The following is a 21,481-nucleotide window of genomic DNA, read 5'->3' as shown; positions in this document are numbered from 1 at the left end:
AGAGAGCAGATGCCCGGTAGCCACCGCCTCACTCCCGGCCTCGCCGGGGACGGGGCCGCGCTGCACGAGACTCTCGTCACTTCCGGCCGGGCCCGCCCGGCGCTCCCGGCCCCTGCCAACGGGGACCGCACCCGACTGCGTTGCAGGCCGTCAGCGGCCCAGCGCGTCACGGACCGTCAGCCCGTGGTGCCGGCGCAGCCGGTGCACCTCCCACCAGGACAGAGCCGTGACCGTGGTGGGGGCGCCCAGGATGAACACGACCCTGGCGCCCGCGGGTACCTGCGGGTAGGCGCCCGTGACGACGTCCAGCAACGCCATCTCCCACACCAGAACGCCGGCAAGGACCGGCGGCAGCACCTCGTGGATGTCGGCGGTACGGAAGACGTGCACGAGCGACAGGCCGATGCCGTAGAGGGCGAACACGACCGCCCACAGGCAGAGCACCCCGAGGGCGATCTTCCCCGGCAGGCCGATGATGTCCCGGAACCCCGCCGTCTCCGGTGCGAACGCGAGCGCCGAGGTACCCATGGACGCCATGACGGCCACGACCGCGCCGAGCGGACGCAGGGCCCGTCGCAGGTAGAGGCGCCGCAACCCGGGCCGTGCGGCGGCCACGAACGCGCCGACCACCACGGGGAAGGTGCAGACCAGCACCAGTACGCTGGACCAGCTCTGGTCGAAGCGTTCGTCCGCCACGGCCGCGGCGTCGCCGGCGCTGACGACGGCGTTGTAGGTGACCATGAGGCCCACCCAGGCAACGAGCCCCAGTGCGGTGCGCCACAGCTGCAGCTTGCGGACCTGCGGATCCTCCACGAGCCCCTGACGCGAGGGGCGGAAGGTCCGCTGGGCTGCGTACAGCGGATTGCGGATGCCGCGCAGGATCTTCCGCGTCCTCGACGGCTCGGCACGCGGCGGAACCGGCGGGCGGGGCGGCGCGTACGGATATCCCTGCGGAGGGATCGGCCGCCCGTACGGGTCTCCCGCCGGCGGCGGGTACGGGTGCCCCGGAGGCACCCCCTGGCCGGGCCGTCCCGCGGGCGGTCGGCCGCCCGGGCCACCCGCCGGTCCCCCGTACCCGCCCCCGCCGTACCCACCGCTCATGCCGCGCACCCCCGCTGTGCCACCCTGCCGAACCTGCCCATCGTAGTCGGCGACGACCCGTCACACGCAGTCGCCGGCAGAGCTTCGGCAGATGGCCCGTCACTCGGCCCCGCCCCGGGTGTCACCCGTAGTGAGGGCGCGCGGCATGCCCACGGCCGGTGGTCCGGTCGCGGCCCGTCGTGCTCAGGTTCGCTGCCGTCCCCGCGGTCGGAGGTGGAGGTCCAGTCCGGTCGTGCCCGGGGCCGCGGCGCCCGGCAGCAGTCTCATGTGGTGGTCGTAGTCGCCCCCGTCGAGGGTGCGGTACGGGACCGGATCGTCCGTGAAGAGCCCGTCGAGCCGGTGACCGTAGGCCCCGGTGACGGCGGCGAACTCCCGCTCGGGCAGGGCGACCGTGCCGTACACCGCGAACGGGGCGAGTGGTGCCATGCCGGTGAACCAGAACAGGCCGTGCTGCAGCGGGTGGAGGACGTCGGCGATGTCGCCGTGGATGCCCCGGTCGGAGAACGCCGAGCGCCGGGCTCCGATCGTCGCCGACAGCAGGGCGCGCCGGCCGCCCAGTGCGCCCTCGGTGTAGGGCGGAGGCACGGACGGGCCGTACGCGAACCCGTTGGTGAACACCCTGTCGATCCAGCCCTTGAGGATCGCCGGCACGGAGAACCACCACATCGGGAACTGCAGGATCACCGCATCCGACCAGCGGACCTTCTCCTGCTCGGCCAGGACGTCCGCGGTGAGCCTGCCCTCCCGTGTGGCCCTCTCCTGGCCGGCCAGTACGTCGAGGCGCCCGCCGGGGGCGTGGCCGGGGAAGTCGTCGGCGTCCACCGTCGCCTTCCACTTCATCGCGTACAGGTCGGACACCCGCACCTCGTGCCCCGCCGACCTCAGGTGCGCGACGGCGAAGTCGGCCAACGCGGCGTTCAGCGACCGGGGTTCGGGGTGGGCGCTGACGACAAGGATCTTCTTCCGCTGCTGCGGCACGCTCTCGGTCATGGCACCACGCTCCCCCGTACGGGCGGCCCGGGCCAGCACCCTCTTCGACCGTCGGAACGGCGGTCCTGGTACCGCGGGGGCCACCCATACTGGGGGCCATGAACGGCGTCGACCTGAGCGAACACGAACACCCGGACCGGGCCGGGAACGAGCACACGGCCGGGACGGCCCGCCACCCCGGCTCCCACGACGGCATCGACGGCATCGGTGACACCCGGCGTGCCCTCGGCCGTTTCCTGCGAGCCCGCAGGGGGCGTGTCGCGCCGGAGCAGGTGGGTCTCACCGGCGGCGGACGGCGGCGCGTGCGGGGGCTGCGGCGCGAGGAGCTGGCGCAGCTGGCCGGGATCAGCGTGGACTACTACGTACGGCTGGAGCAGGGCCGTGCCACGCAGCCGTCGCGTGAGGTGCTCGACGCGCTCGCCGGGGCGCTCGGTCTGGGAGCGGCGGAGCGTACGCACCTCGCCACGCTGGCCGGTGCCCGGCGCGAGCCCGTGCCCGAGACCCGGGTCGGTCCGGTGCTCCGTCGCATCCTGGACGCGATGTCCACACTCCCCGCCTTCGCCACGAACCACCGGCTCGACGTGGTCGCCTGGAACGGTCCGGGTGCGGAACTGATGGGCGGCCTGGGCGACCCGGGCCGCCGCGACCGGAACAACGCCAGGTACCTCTTCCTGGACCCCGCGTCCCGGTTCGTCCACCCGGAGTGGGAGGACAGGGCGGCCGAGGCCGTGGGCCAGTTGCGGGTCTCCGCGGGGCGCTACCCCGACGACCCGGAGCTGTCGGCCCTCATCACCGGACTGTCGGAACGCAGCGCCGAGTTCCGGCGGATCTGGGCCACCGGGGAGGTCGTGATGTGCGCGGCGGGACGCAAGCGGCTGCGGCATCCGGAGGCGGGGCTGCTCACCCTCGATTTCGAGACCCTGCACGTCCCGGCCGCACCCGGGGAGGCGGGCCTCGTGGTGCATGTGTTCAGCGCCGGGGAGGGCAGCGAGGAGGCGAGGGCCCTCAGCCTGCTGGTCCCGGGTGGGGACCGGGGGTGAGGGGGACCGCCGGTGCGGCGGCACCGGGCGGTCGGCCGCATCCGCCGTACGTCAGGCAGCCAGGGCCGCGGGCTCACCCAGGCCCGCCGCTGCCGTGCGCCACGCGGCCGTCACCGCGCCGTGTGCCTGTGCCGTGCGTGCGGCCCGATCGCCCGTCGGGGTCAGCGGGGCGCTCACGTGGACGTGCAGGCGCGGGCGGCGCAGCGGTGCGGTGGCCACGCCCGCGAGTTGTCTGGCCGTGCTGCCCGAGGTGATCCGGCGGGCGCCTGCCTGGCCGACGGGCACGATGGGCGCGCCGGTGCGTTCGGTGAGGCGCGCGAGGCCGCTTCGGAACGGGTGGGGCGCGGCCTCGGCGGCGTCTTCGCGTGCGGGGATGCCGCCCTCGGCGTAGATGAGGACGAGGCGTCCGGCGTCCAGCGCGTCGGCGGCGAGGTCGAGGGCGTGGGCGGCGCGCGGGTCGCCCCGGTGTACGGGGATGTGCCCTTCGCGGATCAGGGCACCGCCCAGGAGGGGTATGCGCCACAGGCCGGCTGCCGCCATGACGACCGGTCGGACGCCGAGGCGGTGCAGTGCGGCGAGTACGACGGCGGGGTCGGCGAGCGAGGTGTGGTTCGCGGCGAGGATGCTGCCCGGTGCGAGGACGGCGTCGGCGTCCGTGGTCACGGTGAGGCGGCCGGCGACGGGCACCAGGACGTCGGCGAGGCGGCTGAGCATGGGGGTCTCCCGGTGTTGGCGAGGTTGCTCCGCGCATCGTGACGCCCGGGTGGGGTGGCAGGCCTGAGCGCGCGTACTCAATTCCGCGCGCCGACTACCGGGTGGGCAGGGCGCGAGCGTCTGACAGCGGAGTGACCCCGGCCACTCGCGGCGGCGTACCCGGCAGGTGTGGGGCGCGGGTCGTACGGGGCGCCGTGCGGGGTCACTGGCGCTCCTCGACGCCTCATATGATCGGCATCATCTCCGAAACTTTCGGCGTATTCGCGCGTGCGTCCCGATCGCGAAATCCGACAATTCGCCCCAGGAGCTCACGCGATTCGCGGTGACAGTGAAGTGACCTGGATCTATGGTCATCTGCCGGCCAGCCGTCCCGGGGGAATTTTTCGCATCCTCTGCCGAAACTGTTGACAGCCCATCAGGCCGATCCAACACTGGCGGCACCGAGGCACCCCCACTGAGGAGGACGCATGCACGAGAACGATGCCGCCGCCCCCCGGCTCAGCCTCAGAGGATTCATCGGCGGCGCCGGCGCGCTCGCGCTCGCCACCACGTCCGGCCTGCTCCTGCCGGGCACCGCCCACGCCGACACCACCATCACGACGAACCAGACCGGCACTGACCAACGGCTACTACTACTCGTTCTGGACGGACGGCGGCGGTTCCGTCTCCATGACCCTGAGCTCCGGCGGCAGCTACCGCACGTCCTGGAGCAACTGCGGCAACTTCGTGTGCGGCAAGGGCTGGAGCAACGGCGGCCGACGGACGGTGAGCTACTACGGCAGCTTCAACCCGTCCGGCAACGGCTACCTGTGTCTGTACGGCTGGACGTCGAACCCGCTCGTCGAGTACTACATCGTCGACAACTGGGGCACCTACCGGCCCACGGGAACGTACAAGGGCGCCGTGACCAGCGACGGCGGGACGTACGACATCTACCAGACGACGCGGTACAACGCCCCGTCCGTGGAAGGCACGAAGACCTTCAACCAGTACTGGAGCGTCCGGCAGCAGAAGCGGACCGGCGGGTCCATCACCACCGGCAACCACTTCGACGCGTGGTCCCGCGCCGGCATGCCGATGGGCAGCCTCAGGTATTAGATGATCCTCGCGACCGAGGGCTACCGGAGCAGCGGCAACTCGAACATCACCGTCGGGTGAGAAAGCCGTGGCGCGACGGTCGTCGACCGTCGCGCCACATCGCTGTCGGGCTGGTTCAGCCGACGCAGAGAACGAGCAGGCAGAGCCTGGGGTCCCGGGTCTCCGGCTCGGTCGTCGGCTGCTGGGTGGCCGGCGGCTGACTGCCGGAGCCCTCGTCGGCGGCCGGCGGCGGCGTCGGTACGGGTGTCGTCACCGGATCGTCCGCCGTGTTCGAGCCGCCCGTCACGCCCGTGGCGTCCGTGATGTCACTGACCGAGGGCGCCGAGGTATGCCCCCGCGGCGGGGTCGCGGCCCGCGTCACGTGAGGCTGGGCGACCGTGCCAGCGCGGTTGTCCGACGGCGCCGTGCGGGCCGAGTCCGCGTCACCGCCGTGCCGGCCGGCGCGCTGGGACGCCGCGGGCGTGGACGTCGAACGCGGCTCCTCCGAGCGCCTCGCCGCCGGGCGGCTGTACTGCCCGGTCAGCTCCTCGCCGAAGTGGGAACCCGGGTCCTCCGGTGCCGCGGCGGCACGCGCCCGGTCACCGGGCTGCTGGTCCATGGCGACCATGGCGACGCTGCCGCTGACGAGGGCGACGGCGGTCGCGACCACGGCACGACGCTGGTTCTTCTTCCAGCGGGCACGCTGGCGACGCCGTGCGGCACGGCCTTCGGTCACGGGCTGCACGGCCACGACGTCGGTCTCACCACCGGGCTCGCCGGCCCCCCACGTGTCGAAGTCGCCGGGCTCCGTCCCGGCCTCCATACCCACCGCTGTCATGGCTGCGGTGGACGGGGCGACGGGAGCGTAGGCGGCCGGATCTATATCCGGGGCATAGGCACCGCACCCGGGGCACACCAGGGCCCCGTTGAGGTGCCGACGGCACGAGGAGCAGTAATCCATCTCCGGTCTTCCTGAGTTGACACACCGTCGGCCCACAGGCCGCGGCCCGGTCACGTTCGTACGCGGAATCGAGCGATCGTAACGGTAACCACGCGGTCGATCATCTGTGTGCAGACGGTGTGAGGCTCCTGCGGGGATCTTCCGCTCCCGGCATGCGTGCGCGACGCACCCTCAATTCGCCCAAGTCCCCTTTGTCCAGGGGGATTTCGCGCATCGTGCATCCAACGTCGCGCGCGAGTCCCTGTCAATACCCGGCTGACGCGCCGGGCGGGACGCGCAGGGCGGCGGGACCTTCGGCGGACGTGCGGGGAGTTCGCATCGTTTGCCGTTGCCATCGATGCGCACTGGCGGACGCCTTGCGAGAAGGCGTGTCATCACCCACCGGAACCGGCTCCTCACGAAGGGTTCTCCCGGGACGCCGCCCCGCCTAAGGTGAGCCACCTCACCCCTGACGATCGCCGAAGACCTGAGTTACTCGTTTTCCTTAACCTTTTGTGTTTATGAGGGTAGGGTCGGCGGCATGACAGCGCCCCGGACCCCGACGACCGCCCAGGAACTGCGCAGCGCAGGCCTGCGGGTGACGGCTGCCCGTGTCGCTCTGCTCGAGACCGTCCGCGAAGGTGACCATCTCGGGGTCGAGGCCATCGCCTCCGGGGTGCGCGACCGGGTCGGTCACATATCCCTGCCGGCCGTGTACGACGCCCTGCACGCGCTCGCCGCTGCCGGGCTCGTACGCCGAATCGAGCCGGCGGGCAGCCCCGCCCGGTTCGAGGGCCGGGTCGGCGACAACCACCACCACCTCGTGTGCCGCTCGTGCGGCGTCGTCGCCGACGTCGAATGCGCGGTGGGCGAGGCGCCCTGCCTGTCGGCATCCGACGAGCGCGGCTTCTCGATCGACGAGGCCGAGGTCATCTACTGGGGCATGTGCCCCGACTGTTCCACCGCTCGCAGCACAGCACCCTGACTCGCAGTTCCACAGCACCATGATCTGCCCAGCTTGGAAGGATTCGCATGTCCGAGAACCACGAGGCAATCGTCACCGACCCGAAGACGGAGGGCGGAGGTGGCTGCCCCGTCGCGCACGGGCGCGCTCCGCACCCGACCCAGGGCGGCGGAAACCGCCAGTGGTGGCCGGAGCGGCTCAACCTCAAAATCCTTGCCAAGAACCCCGCCGTCGCGAACCCCCTCGGTGAGGAGTTCGACTACGCCGAGGCGTTCACCTCCCTCGACCTGCCGGCCGTGAAGCAGGACATCGCCGAGGTGCTCACCACCTCGCAGGACTGGTGGCCCGCCGACTTCGGCCACTACGGCCCGCTCATCGTCCGGATGGCCTGGCACAGCGCCGGCACCTACCGGATCAGCGACGGCCGCGGCGGCGCCGGCGCCGGTCAGCAGCGCTTCGCCCCGCTGAACAGCTGGCCGGACAACGCCAACCTCGACAAGGCCCGGCGCCTGCTGTGGCCGGTGAAGAAGAAGTACGGCCAGAGCCTGTCCTGGGCCGACCTGCTGGTCCTCGCCGGCAACGTCGCCCTGGAGACCATGGGCTTCGAGACCTTCGGTTTCGCCGGCGGCCGCGCGGACGTGTGGGAGCCCGAGGAGGACGTGTACTGGGGCCCGGAGACCACCTGGCTCGGCGACGAGCGCTACTCCGGCGACCGTGAGCTGGAGAGCCCGCTCGGCGCGGTCCAGATGGGTCTGATCTACGTCAACCCGGAGGGCCCCAACGGCAACCCGGACCCGCTGGCCTCGGCGCGCGACATCCGTGAGACGTTCCGCCGGATGGCGATGAACGACGAGGAGACGGTCGCCCTCATCGCGGGCGGCCACACCTTCGGCAAGACCCACGGCGCCGGCCCGGCCGACCACGTCGGCGCCGACCCCGAGGCCGCGTCGCTGGAGGAGCAGGGCCTGGGCTGGAAGAACACCTTCGGCACCGGCAAGGGCGGCGACACCATCACCTCCGGCCTCGAGGTGACCTGGACCAGCACGCCCACCCAGTGGGACAACAGCTTCTTCCGGCATCTCTTCGAGTACGAGTACGAGCTCACCGAGTCCCCGGCCGGCGCCAAGCAGTGGGTGGCCAAGGACGCCGAGGCGATCGTCCCGGACGCGCACGACCCGTCGAAGAAGCACCTCCCGACGATGCTCACCACCGACCTGGCGCTGCGCTTCGACCCGGTCTACGAGCAGATCTCCCGCCGCTTCTACGAGAACCCGGACCAGTTCGCGGACGCCTTCGCCCGCGCCTGGTACAAGCTGACCCACCGCGACATGGGCCCGAAGGCGCTGCACCTCGGCCCCGAGGTTCCCGAGGAGACCCTGCTCTGGCAGGACCCGCTGCCGGAGCCGGAGGGCGGGGTCATCGGCGCCGCCGACGTCGCGGCCCTGAAGGCCAAGATCCTCGACTCGGGTCTTACCGTGTCGCAGCTGGTCAGCACCGCGTGGGCATCGGCCTCGACGTTCCGCGGCAGCGACAAGCGCGGCGGCGCGAACGGCGCCCGCATCCGCCTGGAGCCGCAGCGCAACTGGGAGGCCAACGACCCCGAGCAGCTCGCGCTCGTCCTGCGCACCCTGGAGAGCGTCCAGCAGGCGTACAACACCGGCGCCAGGAAGGTGTCCCTCGCCGACCTGATCGTGCTCGGCGGCTGCGCCGCGATCGAGAAGGCCGCCAAGGACGCGGGCTTCGACATCGAGGTGCCGTTCACTCCGGGCCGTGTCGACGCGACCGAGGAGCACACCGACGCGGAGTCCTTCGCCGCGCTGGAGCCGACCGCGGACGGCTTCCGCAACTACACCGGCAAGGGCCAGCGCCTGCCGGCCGAGTTCCTGCTGCTCGACCGGGCCAACCTGCTCACGCTGAGCGCCCCCGAGCTGACCGTCCTCGTCGGTGGTCTGCGCGTGCTCGGCGCCAACCACCAGCAGTCGCAGCTGGGCGTCCTCACCTCCACGCCGGGCGTGCTGACGAACGACTTCTTCGTCAACCTGCTCGACCTGGGCACGACGTGGAAGTCGACCTCGGAGGACCAGACGACCTTCGAGGGCCGCGACGCCGCCACCGGTGAGCTGAAGTGGTCCGGCAGCCGCGCCGACCTGGTGTTCGGCTCGAACTCGGAGCTGCGCGCGCTCGCCGAGGTCTACGCGAGCGACGACGCGAAGCAGAAGTTCGTGACGGACTTCGTCGCCGCGTGGGACAAGGTCATGAACCTGGACCGGTTCGACCTGTCCTGATCACCGCGGCCGGACCTGGTCCGGCCCCGCGTGCGACCCTGGACCCGGGGCCGGCCGACCGCCGTCGGCCGGCCCCGGCCCGTTGTCAGTACAGCTTGTTGACGGCCCTGACGGTGGTGGCCCAGAAGTCGCCGACCTGGGCCTGCTCGAAGTCGCCCATCTGGCCCCACCTCACGACGGTGACGGTCCGGCCGTCCCTGCCCACGGACAGCAGGTTGATGTCGGAGGCGCCCCAGCCGCCCACGGTGTGCACGCCGAAGACCTCGGCGCCCTCCTCGACGAGCTGCTTCCCGTAGTACTTCTGCGTCGCGGTGATGTCCGGGTACTGCTCCATCAGCGTCTGCGCGCAATCGGCGAGCTTCTTGCGCAGCAGCGCCGCGAAGGCCGCGGCCCGCTGTTCGTCCGGCTCGACCACCGTCACCTGCACGGCGGTGGTGTCCAGGTCGGTCCAGAACAAGCGGTGGCTGGAGATCGACGGCAAGGCGTCGCCCACGCACAACGGCGGGACTTCCGGCTGTCCGGCGGTGACGTCGCTGCCGTACCAGAGCGACGTGGCGTGCGGCGGCAGCTCGGCCGGCTCCAGGAAGCGGGGCGTGTCGGTGGCCGACGTGCCGTCGGCCGCCGTCGAGGGGACGGCGGCCAGGGCCAGGGCGGCCCCGGCGGCCAGGACGGCCAGTGCGGCTCGGGTGCTGCGGCGGGTGCGGGTGGTCTGCATCGTTCCCCCTGTGCGGTGTACGGGACACCGGTTCCGGTCGGCGCGGAACAGGCCGACGGTGAGTGCCCGTCGGCCCGGCTTCCGGGCATGGCATCTCGTACGACCCATCAGCACCCCCTTTCGTTGCCCTGTGCCACGGCGGAACATGCGTCCGCCCTGTCCCCCGGCTCTCGTCAGCGGGCGCGGGGCGTGTCGCCGGCCGGGGCGAAGGGGCCGTCGCCGGTAAAGACCAGCCGGGCGAAACGCTCGCCGATGCGGAGGTGCGTCGCGGCGTCGGGGTGCAGCTGGTCGGGCAGGGGCAGCTCGGCGAAGTCGGCCTCGCCGTACAGCTCGTGGCCGTCGAGGAAGTACAGACGCGGGTCGTCGGCGGCGCGCTGTGTCACGACGCGGCGCAGTTCCTCGCGGACCACGCCCAGGCTCAGCTGCCCCGCCGCGAGGCCCGCGGGGTCGCCCGCCGCGCGGAACACGACCCGTCCGTCGCCCGAGCCGCGGACGTCGGGCGCGCTCGGGCCGGGCGTGTCCTCGTGGATCGCGCAGTACAGCGGGGAGACGACCAGCAGCGGCGCGTCCGGGTGCCCGTCGCGGATCGTGTCGAGGAAGCCGTGCACGGCCGGGGTGAAGGCCCGCAGCCGCATCAGATCGTGGTTGACCAGGTTGATGCCGGCCTTGACGCTGATCAGGTCCGCCGGGGTGTCCCGTATCGCACGGGCGGTGAACGGGTCGAGCATGGCGCTGCCGCTCAGGCCGAGGTTGATCAGGTCGGCACCGGCGAGCAGGGCGGCGCGCGCGGGCCAGGTGCTCGCCGGACCGTCCGCGTCGGAGCCCTGGCTGATGGAGCTGCCGTGGTGCAGCCACACCTTGCGGCCCCGGCCGGGGAGGGGCTCGACGGGGGCGTCGGTGCGCAGGGCGAGGAGTTCGGCGGTCTCGTTGTGCGGGAGCCAGATCTCGACGTCCTTGGCCCGGCCCGGCAGACCGGTGAAGCGCAGGGTGTCCGGTGGTCCTGCCCGGTGGGTGCGCGAGCCGGTGGTCATGTCGATGGTCAGGGTGTTGCCGCCGGTCGCGGTGGCGTGCCCGGCCGGCTGTCCGTCGACGAACAGTTCGTACCGGCCGTCGGCGCGGGGCGGGGCTCCGACGTAGACGCGTTTCGTCGCCCGGGTGTCGAGTTCGACGGTGGTGGCACGGGTGCGGAAGGCCAGCCGTACGCCGGACGGCTGGGACTCGGCCATGGCGAGCTGCGGGTCGGTGTTCTGTGCGCGGGCCCCGGCGGGCAACCGGTGCGGGAGCAGGCCGTGCTCGGTGCGCTCCACGTCGAGGGCGCCGCGGACGAGGTCGGCGGTGAGGGGGGTGGTGGTCCAGCCCCCGGACGCCCTCGCCCACCAGGCGCACACCCACGGGTCCTCCGCCAGCGCCCGCACCACGTTCATCCACTCCATCGCCGTCTCCCTCGACCGTCGGGCAGCACGCCCGCAATGAGCGCGCTGCCCTTCACCCCCTCTGTGGAGAGGGGCGGTGGAAGACAGGAGAGGGACGCGAATCGGAGTCAGGAGAGTGCCGCGGGCCGGTACGGGTGCCCGGCGCGCGGGTGCGGGGAGAAGCCGCGGGCTTGTGAGTCGTCGCCCCGGGAGACGACTGTCCGGGCGGGTGTCAGCACAGCGGGAGCTGTTCGTGGTCGGGCAGACCGAAGTGCATGATGCGGGCGCGTCTGCTCATCGCCTCCTCCAGCTCCCTGGCCTCCTGGGCGTTGCGGACGAGGACCCGTTGGAACTCCAGCTGGGGGCGAGAGAGAGACGAGGCCCGGGCAGGGGCGCACGATTCCGTACAGCGAGTGGAACCGGCCCCGGGAGTACAACGGGACGCCGTACTCGAAGCTCGAATGCATGCGCGGTTTCTCCGGGATCTCGACCATCAGCTTCTCCTCCTTCCACGCCCGGTCAGCCACCGCGGCGAACAGCTCGGCCCGCTGCGCTGGAGACACCCGAAGCCACCACGTCCGTGCCGTTTCCTGCGCCAACCGGGCCTTCTCCGCCTGCTCGGCAGCCTCGCGGGCCCGCTGCTCCTCCAGCAGGCGGCGCTGCTCCTCCCGTTCGCACTTCAGCTGCTCCATCCGCGTGCGATGCGCCTTCTCCTCCTCAGCCCGACGGCGGCGGGCCTCCTCGGCGAGGCGCTGTTGTCGCAGTTGCTGCAGCCGCTGGCGGCGCCGTGCAGCCGCAGCGTCCCGCTCCTTCTGCCGGTCCTCGCATTCCTGCCTGGCCTTTTCCTGAAGCTGCCGCATCTGCTCGCGCTCGCGCTGGGCACGGACGGACTGATCGGAGGTCCACCACCGGTCCCGACGGAACCACCAGACCTCGCCGTCGACGCGCCGGGTCACCCGCTGGTAGCGCGGCAGACTCCGCGCAGGGACGAGCTGTCCGAGCAGCGCCCACCGCACGAACCGCCCGAGCTCCTCCTCCCGGAACACCCAGCTCCCCGCGTCGTAGTCGAACCCGGCGAGCCCGTCGTCCACCACCCACGGTTCCCCCGACCCCTCCGGGGCGCGGACCCGCACCGCCGGCACCACGTCGATCCAGTTCGGCGGCTTCTTGTGCGGCGAGATCCAGCACACAGGGATCCCCTCAGGGCGATACAGGTCTGTCAAACGAGCGGTGTAACCGGGGTTGACGGTTACTGACGGGCTGCGGAAAGGCGGCCGTCGAAGGTGATGTCGAAGGCGTTCAGCGCGGTCTTCCAGCGCATGGTCCAGCGGGCCTGGCCCTTGCCCGTGGGGTCGAGCGACATGATCGCCATGTAAACGCACTTCAACGCGGCCTGCTCGTTCGGGAAGTGCCCGCGGACCTTGACCGCCCGGCGGATACGGGCGTTGACCGACTCGATCGCGTTCGTCGTGCAGACGATCCGGCGGATCTCGGTGTCGAACCGCAGGAATGGAGTGAACTCCTCCCAGGCGTTCTCCCACAGCTTCACGATCGCCGGGTATTTCCTGCCCCAGGCGTCGGCGAACTCGGCGAACCTGTCCAGGGCGGCCTCCTCAGTCGGCGCCGTATAGACGGGCTTCAAAACCTTGGCGATCCTGTCCCAGTCCTGGCGGGCGGCATAGCGGAAGGAGTTCCGCAACAGGTGCACCACGCAGGTCTGCACGATCGTCCGCGGCCAGACCGTCTCCACCGCCCCGGGCAGGCCCCTGAGCCCGTCGCAGACCAGCATCAGCACATCGCTCAAGCCGCGGTTCTTGATCTCGGTGAGGATGTACAGCCAGTGCTTGGCGCCCTCGCCGCCGTCACCGGCCCATAGCCCCAAAATCTCCCGCCGACCCTCGGTGGTCACGGCCAGAGCCACATAGATGGGACGGCTGGCCACCGCACCGTCGCGGATCTTCACGTGGATGGCATCGATGAAGACCACCGGATAGACGGCGTCGAGAGGCCGTCTCTGCCATTCGGCCATGCCCTCGAGCACCTTGTCGGTGATGGTGGAGATGGTCTGCCGGGAGACCTCCGCGCCATAGACCCCGGCCAGGTGCGCCTGCACCTCGCCGGTGGTCAGGCCCTTCGCGGCCAGCGAGATGACCATCTCGTCGACGCCGCTCAGGCGCTTCTGCCGCTTCGCGGCGATCTTTGGTCCGAAGGAGCCGTCGCGGTCGCGGGGCACGGTTATCTCCACCGGTCCGACATCGGTCAGGACGGTCTTGGAGCGTTTGCCGTTGCGGGAGTTGCCACTGTTCTTGCCAGCCGGGTCGTGCTTGTCATAGCCGAGGTGTCGCTGATCTCGCCCTCCATGATCGGGAGTTACACCGAACGTCTTACAGTCCCGCACCAAGAAGAACACCCCCGAACAGCGCCACGCCGACAAGAAGTAACTGCTTGACCCCGTCGGCGCCTGCCCCGGACCTTCCTCGACCCCCGCAGGGTGCTCTCCTCGCGGGGCCGAGTGCGCGCATCAAGCGGGTGGGGCAGAGAGTCGCCACCAGAAGGCGAGGCCGGCGAGGCCCGTGCCGATCGCATCGCGGCGGTCTGCCGCTCCACCGCTGCCGCGATGCCCGGGTCCACCCGGCGCGGCCTCCTGGTGCGCGGCGAGCGCGCGGCGGTAGCCCTCGCACGCCGTTTCCCGGGTCCTGGCCGGACCGGTGAGCGCGGCCGGGCCGGGTCTGTCGGGACAGCATCGGCCGGGTCGGGGCGCGTACGACGGTGCGGCCCGCCGCCTTGGTGGCGGCCGCGATGATGCGGGTCCCGGAGTCCGCGTCGTACGCCACGGCGGCGACTACCCACCTGCAGCGGAGGGGGCGGGCTTACCGACGGCTTGGGAGGGAGGGAAGACCGCATGGCAGGGCCCCACTGGCTGGCGCGCTGAAGAACGCCATCGGCCGCTACGTGACTCGCCGAGAAGCTGCTGGCCGAGGGGACGCCCCGTCAGCTCGTGAAAGGCGCACGAATGGCGTGCAGCAGCGGTAAGGGTGGGTGGTCTTGGCCAGGGAAGGGCTGGAAACCGTCGCGTCACCTCAGGTCGCTTGGGGAGATATGGGCGGTCACATGCTCAGAGTAATCAGGGGGTCACGTGAGGTGGAAAGACGCATTCGGTGATGCCATGAAGGAACTAGAGCGATACGACAGCAACTCGCACGTCTCGATGACCCGACGGTCGGGCTGACAGCGCTGCACGGTGACGTCACGCAGAGCCGCCTGAAGATCCTCGAACAGCTCCAGGCCGGCGTCACCGGATTGCGTGAGGAGAACCGGGAAGTCCGCCGCCGTCAGGACCGAATGATCAGCGACCTGAACGAGACGCGGGGTGAGCTCCGACAGCTCCTGAACCTTGTCGACCTTCTGCGTCCCTTCGCGCCACCCGAAGGGACAGGTGACACCTCCGGCGAGGGCACGGGGACCCAGGAGGCTGCGCAGCCGCCCGAACCCGAGGCTGGCTACGCCTCGTCCGTCAGCGCCGAAAGGCATCCACCCGTCTCAACCGTCGACACCGACTCCCGGGGGGAACCATGGACAATGCCGAGCAGCAGCCGCAGCCCGAGACCGGCGAGGACCAGGACCTCGCGCTGAAGCGTGCCATCGAGGCCGCCTACCAGGGCACCGGCGCCTCCGCTGGCCAACCTGCTGCTGCCACGTCGCAGGCCTCCGCAGGCGCGAACGATCCGCAGGTCGCCCATGGCGTCCTGCTGCTGAAGGCCGCTGGTGTGGCCTCCGCCGAACTGATCGCGCACCGCGATACCTGGGAGTGGCTCGCCGCCCTGGCCGTCGACCACAGCCACTTCCGCACCCCGCCCTCAGTTGAGGACATCAAGGAAGGCCGCGTCCAGACCGTCCTGTCCGGACGCTCCCTCATCGCCCTGCTTATCGAGCTGTGGAACACCCGCTCCACCGCCACCCCGCTGCAGGCCGACTGGGCACTGGCCATGACCACCTACAACCGCATCGCGGCCGAACTCACCGACGTCACGGGACAAGGCGAGACCATCCGCATCGTCCTGGACGACGGTCTCCCCCACGAGGCCGGCGACTGACCGGCAGCAGACGGCGGTCGCCCGGATCGAGAGGGCGACCGTCCTGATCCGCGAGCTGAAAAGAGCGAGGGCCGCACGGTCAAACCGTGCGGCCCTCGACTGACGTCTGAACCCTGGGGGTATGGCCTGCCTTCTTTCGAGGGCTACCAGGGACGATTCCAGGGTCTTCGCCGCCCAGTGTACCTACGCTTGCCCCACCATGCACAGCACGCCGCCCACCAATATCGAGCCGCCCGACGACAAGGCCGTCATCGAGCTGATCAGCCCCGACCGGCTGAACCCCTACCTGACCGCCTGCGCCGGTGACTCCACCACCGCGCTCGCGCTGTACCGGTGGAACAGCGACCTCGCCGCGGCCTTCTTCGAACCGCTCGGACATCTGGAGATCATGCTGCGCAACGCGCTGGACGCCCGCCTCGTTGTCCGCCAGCAGCGCCGGGGCCGCACCACAGAGTGGTACATCGACGGGCAGGTTCCCCTCGGTGGCAAGGCCCACGGCGACATCGCCCAGGCCCAGGAGCGCGCCGGGCGGGGCGGCACTGCGGCCACCCCGCGTGGGAAGGTCATCGCGGAGCTGAGCTTCGGTTTCTGGCGCTTCCTGCTGGCCCGCCAGTACAAGACCAGCCTTTGGCCCGACCTCGCGGGCGCCTTCCCGCACGCCCCCAACCGTGCATTGACCACGGTGGAGAACCCGGTCAAGCGACTGCACCAGTTCCGCAACCGCATCGCTCACCACGAGGGCATCTGGCACCTGTCCCTCGAAGCCCGCCGGGACGACATCCAGACCGTCCTCGGCTTCATATCGCCGACCGCCGCGACGTGGGTCGCCGACGCATCCCGCATCGACGACGTCCTCGCCCGCCGCCCCTGACGCCTCGGGTTCTTCCCTCCTCACGCCGTCCTGCCCAGCGGTGTCGTCTGCGGGACCGTGGCCGCCGTCTTGGCCTTCCGTTCCGCGCGATCTGCACGGGCTCGGTGCAGGGCGGCGGTGGGGGTGGCGTCGGCCTGGCGACGGCGCTCGGTGCGGGCCTGCTCGATCGGAGCCGGCGCATCGTCCGCAACGTCCTCGGGCTCGGGGACAACGCCTCAAGGTCCTCGTCGAGTTCGGCGGCCGACACCCACTGGCGGCGCCGGTTGTGCAGGGCGAACGCCACTAGGGACAGCCGCTGGGGCTCGCGTTCCACCCGGGTGCGTGCCTCGTCGTCCGGTACAGAGGCGGGGACCGGACCCGACTTGTCGACCTCCCGGCGGGCGAAGGAGATGAGCAGTGGCTCGTACAGCTCGGGGGTCGTCGCCGTCGCGGCATAGGGCGTTGCCGGCGGCGTCGTACAGCGCCAGCATCGTCAGCAGCAGCGGCTGTGCGGCGAGCGCCCGGTGGCGCACGAAGTCCCAGTTTCCAGGTGTCCATGATCAGGGGGAAGCTCCAGCATCGATGACCGAAAGCAGGCGTTGCTCTCCCGGCGCTGTGGCCACACCATGAATGCGTGGTAAGGAACGGGAGGCGCCGCAGGTCGAGAAGAGGCCCTCTGGAAACCCTAGGCTGGCTGTTGCTTTCAAGCATGGCTGTTTACGCCGTCGTACGCTCCGCCCTGGAGGGGTTTCACGGGGCGCCGCCCGTGGACCTTCTGGCCCTAGTTGTCACCATGACCGCCGTCCTCCAAGGTGTTGCCTACAGAAGGAAAGATCTCAGAGCGGCTTCGGAAGACCGAGGGCGCACCTTGGCGGCGCAACTGGCGCGGCAGGTCCTCGACGCAGAGACCCCGCAGTTTCGCCAGCTCATAGGAGACGACGACCACAGAATCAATCTCCACTTCGTTCGGAGAACCAGCGCGGTCCGCCCGGCGTCTAACCCGCACGGAGTCGGGCGCATGTACCTAAATCCAGATGAATCCTCGACGGCTTCACCTGACATTCACACCTACTACCAAAGCACCCAGCCCAAGCGATTACTCATCACCGGTAAAGCAGGGGCAGGAAAGACCGCTCTGTTGCTGGAACTTTTGCTGGCGCTCGTCGAGAACCGACAGGATGACGAACCGGTTCCCCTGCGCATGGGGCTGGCACAGTACGATACGAGGCTCACCGTGGCCGAGAACGTCGCCTCTCATCTGATGGCTGCCTACAACTGGAGGCATGACGAAGCCCTGGAACTCGTGAAACAGGGCCGGGTACTTCCCGTGCTGGACGGCTTGGACGAGATGGATCGGGCCGTCGGCGATCCGGCTCACGACCAGCAAAGGGCCCGGGCACTTCTGGACCACCTGAACAGGTACCAACGAGGCCGCTACCTAGCTCCGGTGATCTTGACCTGCCGTACAACGCATTACGACGCCCTGCCGCGAAACAGACAACTGCGCGACGCGGCACGCATCGAAGTCGCGCCCGTGGACGCCGAGAAGGCGTGTGCGTACCTCGGTGGACGTGCGCTTGACCCACAGGCCTGGCAGCCGGTGCTGGATCACATCCGCCGAACGTCCACGAGCGCACTGGCCGTCACGCTGTCCAATCCGTGGCGCCTGACCCTCGCCGCCACCGTCTTCGCCCACGAGGGCGATCCCGCGGACCTGCTGCGTCACCCGGCGATCGATGATCCCGACAAATACCTGCTGGGCCGGCTGATCCCGGCATCCACCGGGCTCGCCGACCCGCGTCCCTACTCGTCCGCTGATGTCCACCGCTGGCTCGCCGGGCTTGCCGTCTACCATCACGAACACGGGACGTCTGCCCACCACGCCCCGGGTACCAGCGTCGACATCGTGCTGCACCACATCTGGCCGGCGTCCGGGCCAGTACTGACCCGGTTCTTGCACGTCCTCGTCGTCACAGCCGGTGTCGCGGCCTTCTCTGACTTCGTCATGGGCGGGCTGGACAAGTCGATGCTGCTCTACTTCGCCCTGCTTTGCCTGCCGGCAGCCAGGATCGGCCTGAGTCCCCGGAGTGCACCCAAGCGGTTCGACCCGAGGAGGTTGTTCACCCGACGCGGGCTTCGACAAGTCGTGGTCGGCCTGGCGTTCAGCCTCCCTGCCGCCGCCGGAGTCGGAGTGGTGTTTGCCCTTGTCGCGATGGTCCTTGCGAAGGACGGACCCCACGGATTCATACCCTATCTGAGCCAGGGCTTCGGCTTCGGGCTCCTGATCATCCCCGCAGCCAGCCTGTACTTCGCATTCAACCGCGGTCTGTCCGACGCGTTGACGCCCCGGGACCCACTGCGCAACGACCTGCGATTCGGTTTGTCCCTCGGTCTGATCTTCTGGTTCTCCTACGGGCTGGTCTTCTGGCCGGTCTACAGACGTGTCTACGCCTTACAGCACTCCCTGGGGATCGAACGACTTTTCGAGAACTCTCATGTCGGCGGTCGGCAGCTCACGCTGGCGGAGATGTACCAGGAGCACGGGCCGCTGTACGGCTTCACCAGCGGAACGGCGGCGGACCTCCTCCACACGTTCCACGTGGAGTACGCCACCGTTCTCGGATGCGCCGCCGGGCTGATGGAGGCACTGGTCTTCGGGGTCGCCCTGGGTGCCGGGGCCTGGACCCGATATGCGATCGCCGTCACGATCTCGTCGGTCCGGTCGGGCCTTCCGCTGCGACTCGACGCCTTCCTCGACTGGGCATACCGTGCCGGTATTCTGCGTATCTCCGGCATCTCCTATCAGTTCCGCCACCTGGAACTACAAGAATGGCTCTTGCAGAACCCGAGTGAGAATGCCGCATCTCACTCCCCGTGATCGAGGAAAGCGCACGCACCGTACTCTCGAAACATCATTCGCCTCCGCCGGACCGCTGAGCGTAGGAGGCGCGCGAAGCGGGTGCGGCGGCGCCGAGCCAGTGAACCGCTCGCCAGGCGGTTACCGCGCAGAAGACAGTGAGCGGCAGTTCAGCCGCTGATGCGAAAAAGATCGACTGCACCTGTGCGGCCATGGTGCTTGAGGTGACCGTGTCGAACCACGCATCCACGAGAAACAACGTCCCGGTCGCAGCCGCCACCAGTGAAGCCCGAAAATCACGGCGCCGCACCAACAGTGCGGCGCTGAGCAAGCCAACGACCTCGGCGATGTCCAGGCCTACCCAGGCCATCCCCCAGCGCGCCGCCAGGTATTCGCGGGAGCCCATGGTGATAGCGAGATAAACTATCCAGGGCACCAGTGCTGCGGCGCAGCACAACAGTAAAGCCGCAGACCGCCGACGAGCCCGTGAGTTCTCTTGTTCATGCATGTCGCCTCCTACTCAGCGCCCTGTTGTGGCACAAACAAGCATGGCAGGTACCCGGCCGTCGGCGACAGCCCAGCGGACTTCTCCGGCACCACCGCCGCCACGGCGTCAACGTGCGGGTCGTGGCCGATCCCACGGGCAAGCTGTTGAACCTTGACCCAAGGCCGGGTAGTTAGCGTTTTCGCAGGTCACGCAAGAGATTTGAAGGATTCTCGACGCAGAGCAACGGAGCTCGTTGGTACAGGCAGTCGACCAGGACAGCTTGTCCCGAAGGAGCTCCGTTGCCCCGTCATTGTGTCCTGCCGTCTGCACTGACGACCATCACCCGTACGGTCACCGTCGCCGCGGGCCGGTTCGCTCCCGGGCATCTGGGGGAGCTGACGGCGGTCGTGCCGTTCGAGCTCGTGGATGCGGTCCTTGCGGAGACGAGTGCGGTGCAGCGACGGCTGCGTGATCTTCCGTCGCGGTCGGGGTCTACTTCCTGCTGGCGATGTGCCTGTTCCCCGAGGTCGGATACCGGCTCGTCTGGGACAAGGTGCCCGCGGGCCTGTCCGGGATGCCGGTGGTCCGTCCGTCGGCGAAGGCGCTGCGTGACCTGCGCCGGCGGATCGGCAGCGCGCCGGTGCGGGCGTTGTTCGAGGTGCTGGCCGGGTTGTTGGCCAGTCCGACAACGCCAGGAGCGCGTTTCGGTCCGTGCCGGATGGTGTCGTTCGACTGCTGCAGTTCGCTGAGGGCTCCCGATTTTGAGCGGAACCGGGCCTGGCTGGGCAGGACTTCGCATCACGGCTACCGACGCTTGAGTTGATGACGCTGGTCGAGACCGGCACCCGACCCTGGTCGACGCCGTGTTCGGCCCCACCGCCGAAGGTGAGACAAGCTACGCCGGCCGGCTGGTGCATCTGCTACGGCCGGACATGCTGGTGCTGTGGGACAGCAACGCCTTCCTCGCAACGGTCACCGACACCGGCGCCCAGGTCCTGGGCCGGCTCCGCAGCAACCGGCGCACGCCGGTCCTCACCCTCCTCGTCGACGGCTCCTACCTGTCGGTGACCGGCACCTTGAAAGTGCGGATCATCGACGCACAGATCGCCGTGACCTGCGCGGACGGCCCATCTTTCACCGGGTCCTACCGACTGGTCACGACCCTGACCGACGCCCGACGTTACCCACCGCGCTGGTGGGTCTCTATCACCAGCGATGGGAACACGAATCGGCGTACTACGCGCTCCGCCACACGCATGAACGGCCGCAACCTCCGCTCGGGCGACCCGGCAGGCATCGAGCAGGAGATGTGGTCCCTGCTCACCCTCTATCAGGTCCTGCGGACTGTAATGGTCGAGGCCTCGGAGGCGCTGGCGGGCACCGATCCGTACCGCTGCTGCTTCACCGTCGCCCTCCAGACCGCCCGTGACCAGGTCGTCCAGGCCGCCGCCGTCCTCACCGACCCCGGCGACGCCCCTCGCCTCGGACTGATCGAGCACCGGATCCTGACCCGTCTCCTCCCGCCCCGGCGTCAACGGGTCAGCACCCGCAAGGTCAAATCACCGATGTCCCGCTACAGCACCCGTCACGAGGACGGCAGGCCCGACACCAGCCGCACCATCACCGCGCTCAATCAATGTCCGCGAGCCTCCGGAATCCCGCCCTCAGCTTTCCGCCGTCTCCCGCGACGACCGGCACACCGCCCTTGCCGCCGCCGTCACCGGATCCTGGCCCTGCTTGAGAAGGACCCCACCCGCCTCTGGCGCCCCTGTGACATTGCATCCCATTTCGGCGACATCACCATGGAGACCATGTATCGACAGCTTTCCAGATGGGCCGCAACCGACCTCATCCCCAGAACTCGGCCCCGGCCCTCTATGCCGCCACCGCATGAACCCCAACTCCAGCCGGGCCGGGTGTGCATGGGGGTGGTCTCTCGGTCGGTGTCCGGGCGC

15 protein-coding genes and 3 pseudogenes are annotated in these 21,481 nt (G+C 70.0%); 8 read left to right on the top strand and 10 right to left on the bottom strand.

The window, feature by feature from the left end; all coding sequences use genetic code 11:
* Positions 1–150: 150 nt before the first annotated feature.
* Both ABZ354_RS25090 and ABZ354_RS25085 read right to left on the bottom strand, forming a co-directional pair.
* The gene (locus ABZ354_RS25090) at positions 151–813 is read right to left on the bottom strand and encodes a hypothetical protein (protein WP_358660335.1); all 663 of its coding nucleotides are present in this window, start codon (positions 811–813) and stop codon (positions 151–153) included.
* A gap of 471 nt (positions 814–1,284) precedes the next feature.
* Positions 1,285–2,091 (bottom strand): NAD(P)H-dependent oxidoreductase, encoded by an 807-nt coding sequence (locus ABZ354_RS25085; RefSeq protein WP_358660333.1) that lies wholly within the window; start codon positions 2,089–2,091, stop codon positions 1,285–1,287.
* A gap of 98 nt (positions 2,092–2,189) precedes the next feature.
* Here ABZ354_RS25085 and ABZ354_RS25080 point away from each other — a divergent pair, with 98 nt between their 5' ends.
* Positions 2,190–3,131, top strand: coding sequence for a helix-turn-helix domain-containing protein (locus ABZ354_RS25080; protein ID WP_358660331.1), 942 nt, complete (start codon positions 2,190–2,192; stop codon positions 3,129–3,131).
* Between the two features lie 51 nt (positions 3,132–3,182).
* Here ABZ354_RS25080 and ABZ354_RS25075 read toward each other — a convergent pair whose 3' ends face one another.
* Positions 3,183–3,845, bottom strand: a complete 663-nt coding sequence (locus ABZ354_RS25075) for a lysophospholipid acyltransferase family protein (protein ID WP_358660329.1) — start codon at positions 3,843–3,845, stop codon at positions 3,183–3,185.
* Between the two features lie 467 nt (positions 3,846–4,312).
* Here ABZ354_RS25075 and ABZ354_RS25070 point away from each other — a divergent pair.
* A pseudogene (locus ABZ354_RS25070) lies at positions 4,313–4,943 on the top strand (glycoside hydrolase family 11 protein).
* 115 nt (positions 4,944–5,058) lie between these two features.
* Here ABZ354_RS25070 and ABZ354_RS25065 read toward each other — a convergent pair.
* Entirely contained in the window at positions 5,059–5,760 is a 702-nt protein-coding gene (locus tag ABZ354_RS25065) for a hypothetical protein (RefSeq protein WP_358660328.1), read from the bottom strand.
* A gap of 643 nt (positions 5,761–6,403) precedes the next feature.
* Here ABZ354_RS25065 and ABZ354_RS25060 point away from each other — a divergent pair.
* Both ABZ354_RS25060 and katG read left to right on the top strand, forming a co-directional pair.
* Positions 6,404–6,847 (top strand): Fur family transcriptional regulator, encoded by a 444-nt coding sequence (locus ABZ354_RS25060; protein ID WP_358660326.1) that lies wholly within the window; start codon positions 6,404–6,406, stop codon positions 6,845–6,847.
* A 47-nt stretch (positions 6,848–6,894) separates the two neighbouring features.
* Positions 6,895–9,111, top strand: a complete 2,217-nt coding sequence (katG, locus tag ABZ354_RS25055) for a catalase/peroxidase HPI (RefSeq protein ID WP_358660324.1) — start codon at positions 6,895–6,897, stop codon at positions 9,109–9,111.
* An 85-nt stretch (positions 9,112–9,196) separates the two neighbouring features.
* Here katG and ABZ354_RS25050 read toward each other — a convergent pair whose 3' ends face one another.
* The 5 genes and pseudogenes from ABZ354_RS25050 to ABZ354_RS25030 form a co-directional block, all read right to left on the bottom strand.
* Positions 9,197–9,826 (bottom strand): hypothetical protein, encoded by a 630-nt coding sequence (locus ABZ354_RS25050; RefSeq protein ID WP_358660322.1) that lies wholly within the window; start codon positions 9,824–9,826, stop codon positions 9,197–9,199.
* A 173-nt stretch (positions 9,827–9,999) separates the two neighbouring features.
* On the bottom strand, positions 10,000–11,259 hold the full coding sequence (locus ABZ354_RS25045) for a GDSL-type esterase/lipase family protein (protein ID WP_358660320.1): 1,260 nt from the start codon (positions 11,257–11,259) through the stop codon (positions 10,000–10,002).
* A 107-nt stretch (positions 11,260–11,366) separates the two neighbouring features.
* The gene (locus tag ABZ354_RS25040; protein ID WP_358660318.1) at positions 11,367–12,428 is read right to left on the bottom strand and encodes a hypothetical protein; all 1,062 of its coding nucleotides are present in this window, start codon (positions 12,426–12,428) and stop codon (positions 11,367–11,369) included.
* A gap of 59 nt (positions 12,429–12,487) precedes the next feature.
* Positions 12,488–13,579, bottom strand: a pseudogene (locus tag ABZ354_RS25035) (IS256 family transposase); the annotation flags it as partial.
* 791 nt (positions 13,580–14,370) lie between these two features.
* Positions 14,371–14,769: a hypothetical protein gene (locus ABZ354_RS25030; RefSeq protein WP_358660316.1), complete on the bottom strand. Its 399-nt coding sequence runs from the start codon at positions 14,767–14,769 to the stop codon at positions 14,371–14,373.
* Positions 14,770–14,810: 41 nt separating this feature from the next.
* On the opposite strand from ABZ354_RS25030, the gene ABZ354_RS25025 reads away from it, so the two are divergent.
* The 3 genes from ABZ354_RS25025 to ABZ354_RS25015 all read left to right on the top strand — a co-directional run bounded on the left by ABZ354_RS25025 (position 14,811) and on the right by ABZ354_RS25015 (position 19,060).
* The gene (locus tag ABZ354_RS25025) at positions 14,811–15,332 is read left to right on the top strand and encodes a hypothetical protein (protein ID WP_358660314.1); all 522 of its coding nucleotides are present in this window, start codon (positions 14,811–14,813) and stop codon (positions 15,330–15,332) included.
* A gap of 199 nt (positions 15,333–15,531) precedes the next feature.
* The gene (locus ABZ354_RS25020) at positions 15,532–16,203 is read left to right on the top strand and encodes a hypothetical protein (RefSeq protein WP_358660312.1); all 672 of its coding nucleotides are present in this window, start codon (positions 15,532–15,534) and stop codon (positions 16,201–16,203) included.
* 688 nt (positions 16,204–16,891) lie between these two features.
* Positions 16,892–19,060 carry an NACHT domain-containing protein gene (locus tag ABZ354_RS25015; RefSeq protein WP_358660310.1) on the top strand — a complete coding sequence of 723 codons (2,169 nt, stop codon included), beginning with the start codon at positions 16,892–16,894 and terminating at the stop codon, positions 19,058–19,060.
* Between the two features lie 34 nt (positions 19,061–19,094).
* On the opposite strand, the gene ABZ354_RS25010 is transcribed toward ABZ354_RS25015, so the two are convergent.
* Positions 19,095–19,547, bottom strand: a complete 453-nt coding sequence (locus ABZ354_RS25010; protein WP_358660308.1) for a hypothetical protein — start codon at positions 19,545–19,547, stop codon at positions 19,095–19,097.
* A 386-nt stretch (positions 19,548–19,933) separates the two neighbouring features.
* Between ABZ354_RS25010 and ABZ354_RS25005 the strand changes: the two are divergent.
* Positions 19,934–20,349: pseudogene (locus ABZ354_RS25005) on the top strand (transposase domain-containing protein).
* Positions 20,350–21,481: the final 1,132 nt, after the last annotated feature.

This window comes from Streptomyces sp. NPDC005925, from assembly GCF_040638805.1.
GTDB lineage: Bacteria > Actinomycetota > Actinomycetes > Streptomycetales > Streptomycetaceae > Streptomyces.
The sequence above is the reverse complement of the archived record's forward strand: the minus strand, read 5'-3'. Positions and strand labels throughout refer to the sequence as shown.

Bases quoted from the DNA above. Each gene is read 5' to 3' on its own strand.
- ABZ354_RS25025 (WP_358660314.1), top strand. From the start codon at position 14,811: ATGGACAATGCCGAGCAGCAGCCGCAGCCCGAGACCGGCGAGGACCAG.
- ABZ354_RS25010 (WP_358660308.1), bottom strand. From the start codon at position 19,547: ATGCATGAACAAGAGAACTCACGGGCTCGTCGGCGGTCTGCGGCTTTA.
- ABZ354_RS25075 (WP_358660329.1), bottom strand. From the start codon at position 3,845: ATGCTCAGCCGCCTCGCCGACGTCCTGGTGCCCGTCGCCGGCCGCCTC.
- ABZ354_RS25030 (WP_358660316.1), bottom strand. From the start codon at position 14,769: ATGCCTTTCGGCGCTGACGGACGAGGCGTAGCCAGCCTCGGGTTCGGG.
- ABZ354_RS25085 (WP_358660333.1), bottom strand. From the start codon at position 2,091: ATGACCGAGAGCGTGCCGCAGCAGCGGAAGAAGATCCTTGTCGTCAGC.
- katG (WP_358660324.1), top strand. From the start codon at position 6,895: ATGTCCGAGAACCACGAGGCAATCGTCACCGACCCGAAGACGGAGGGC.
- ABZ354_RS25050 (WP_358660322.1), bottom strand. From the start codon at position 9,826: ATGCAGACCACCCGCACCCGCCGCAGCACCCGAGCCGCACTGGCCGTC.
- ABZ354_RS25065 (WP_358660328.1), bottom strand. From the start codon at position 5,760: ATGACAGCGGTGGGTATGGAGGCCGGGACGGAGCCCGGCGACTTCGAC.
- ABZ354_RS25020 (WP_358660312.1), top strand. From the start codon at position 15,532: ATGCACAGCACGCCGCCCACCAATATCGAGCCGCCCGACGACAAGGCC.
- ABZ354_RS25015 (WP_358660310.1), top strand. From the start codon at position 16,892: ATGGCTGTTTACGCCGTCGTACGCTCCGCCCTGGAGGGGTTTCACGGG.
- ABZ354_RS25045 (WP_358660320.1), bottom strand. From the start codon at position 11,259: ATGGAGTGGATGAACGTGGTGCGGGCGCTGGCGGAGGACCCGTGGGTG.
- ABZ354_RS25080 (WP_358660331.1), top strand. From the start codon at position 2,190: ATGAACGGCGTCGACCTGAGCGAACACGAACACCCGGACCGGGCCGGG.
- ABZ354_RS25060 (WP_358660326.1), top strand. From the start codon at position 6,404: ATGACAGCGCCCCGGACCCCGACGACCGCCCAGGAACTGCGCAGCGCA.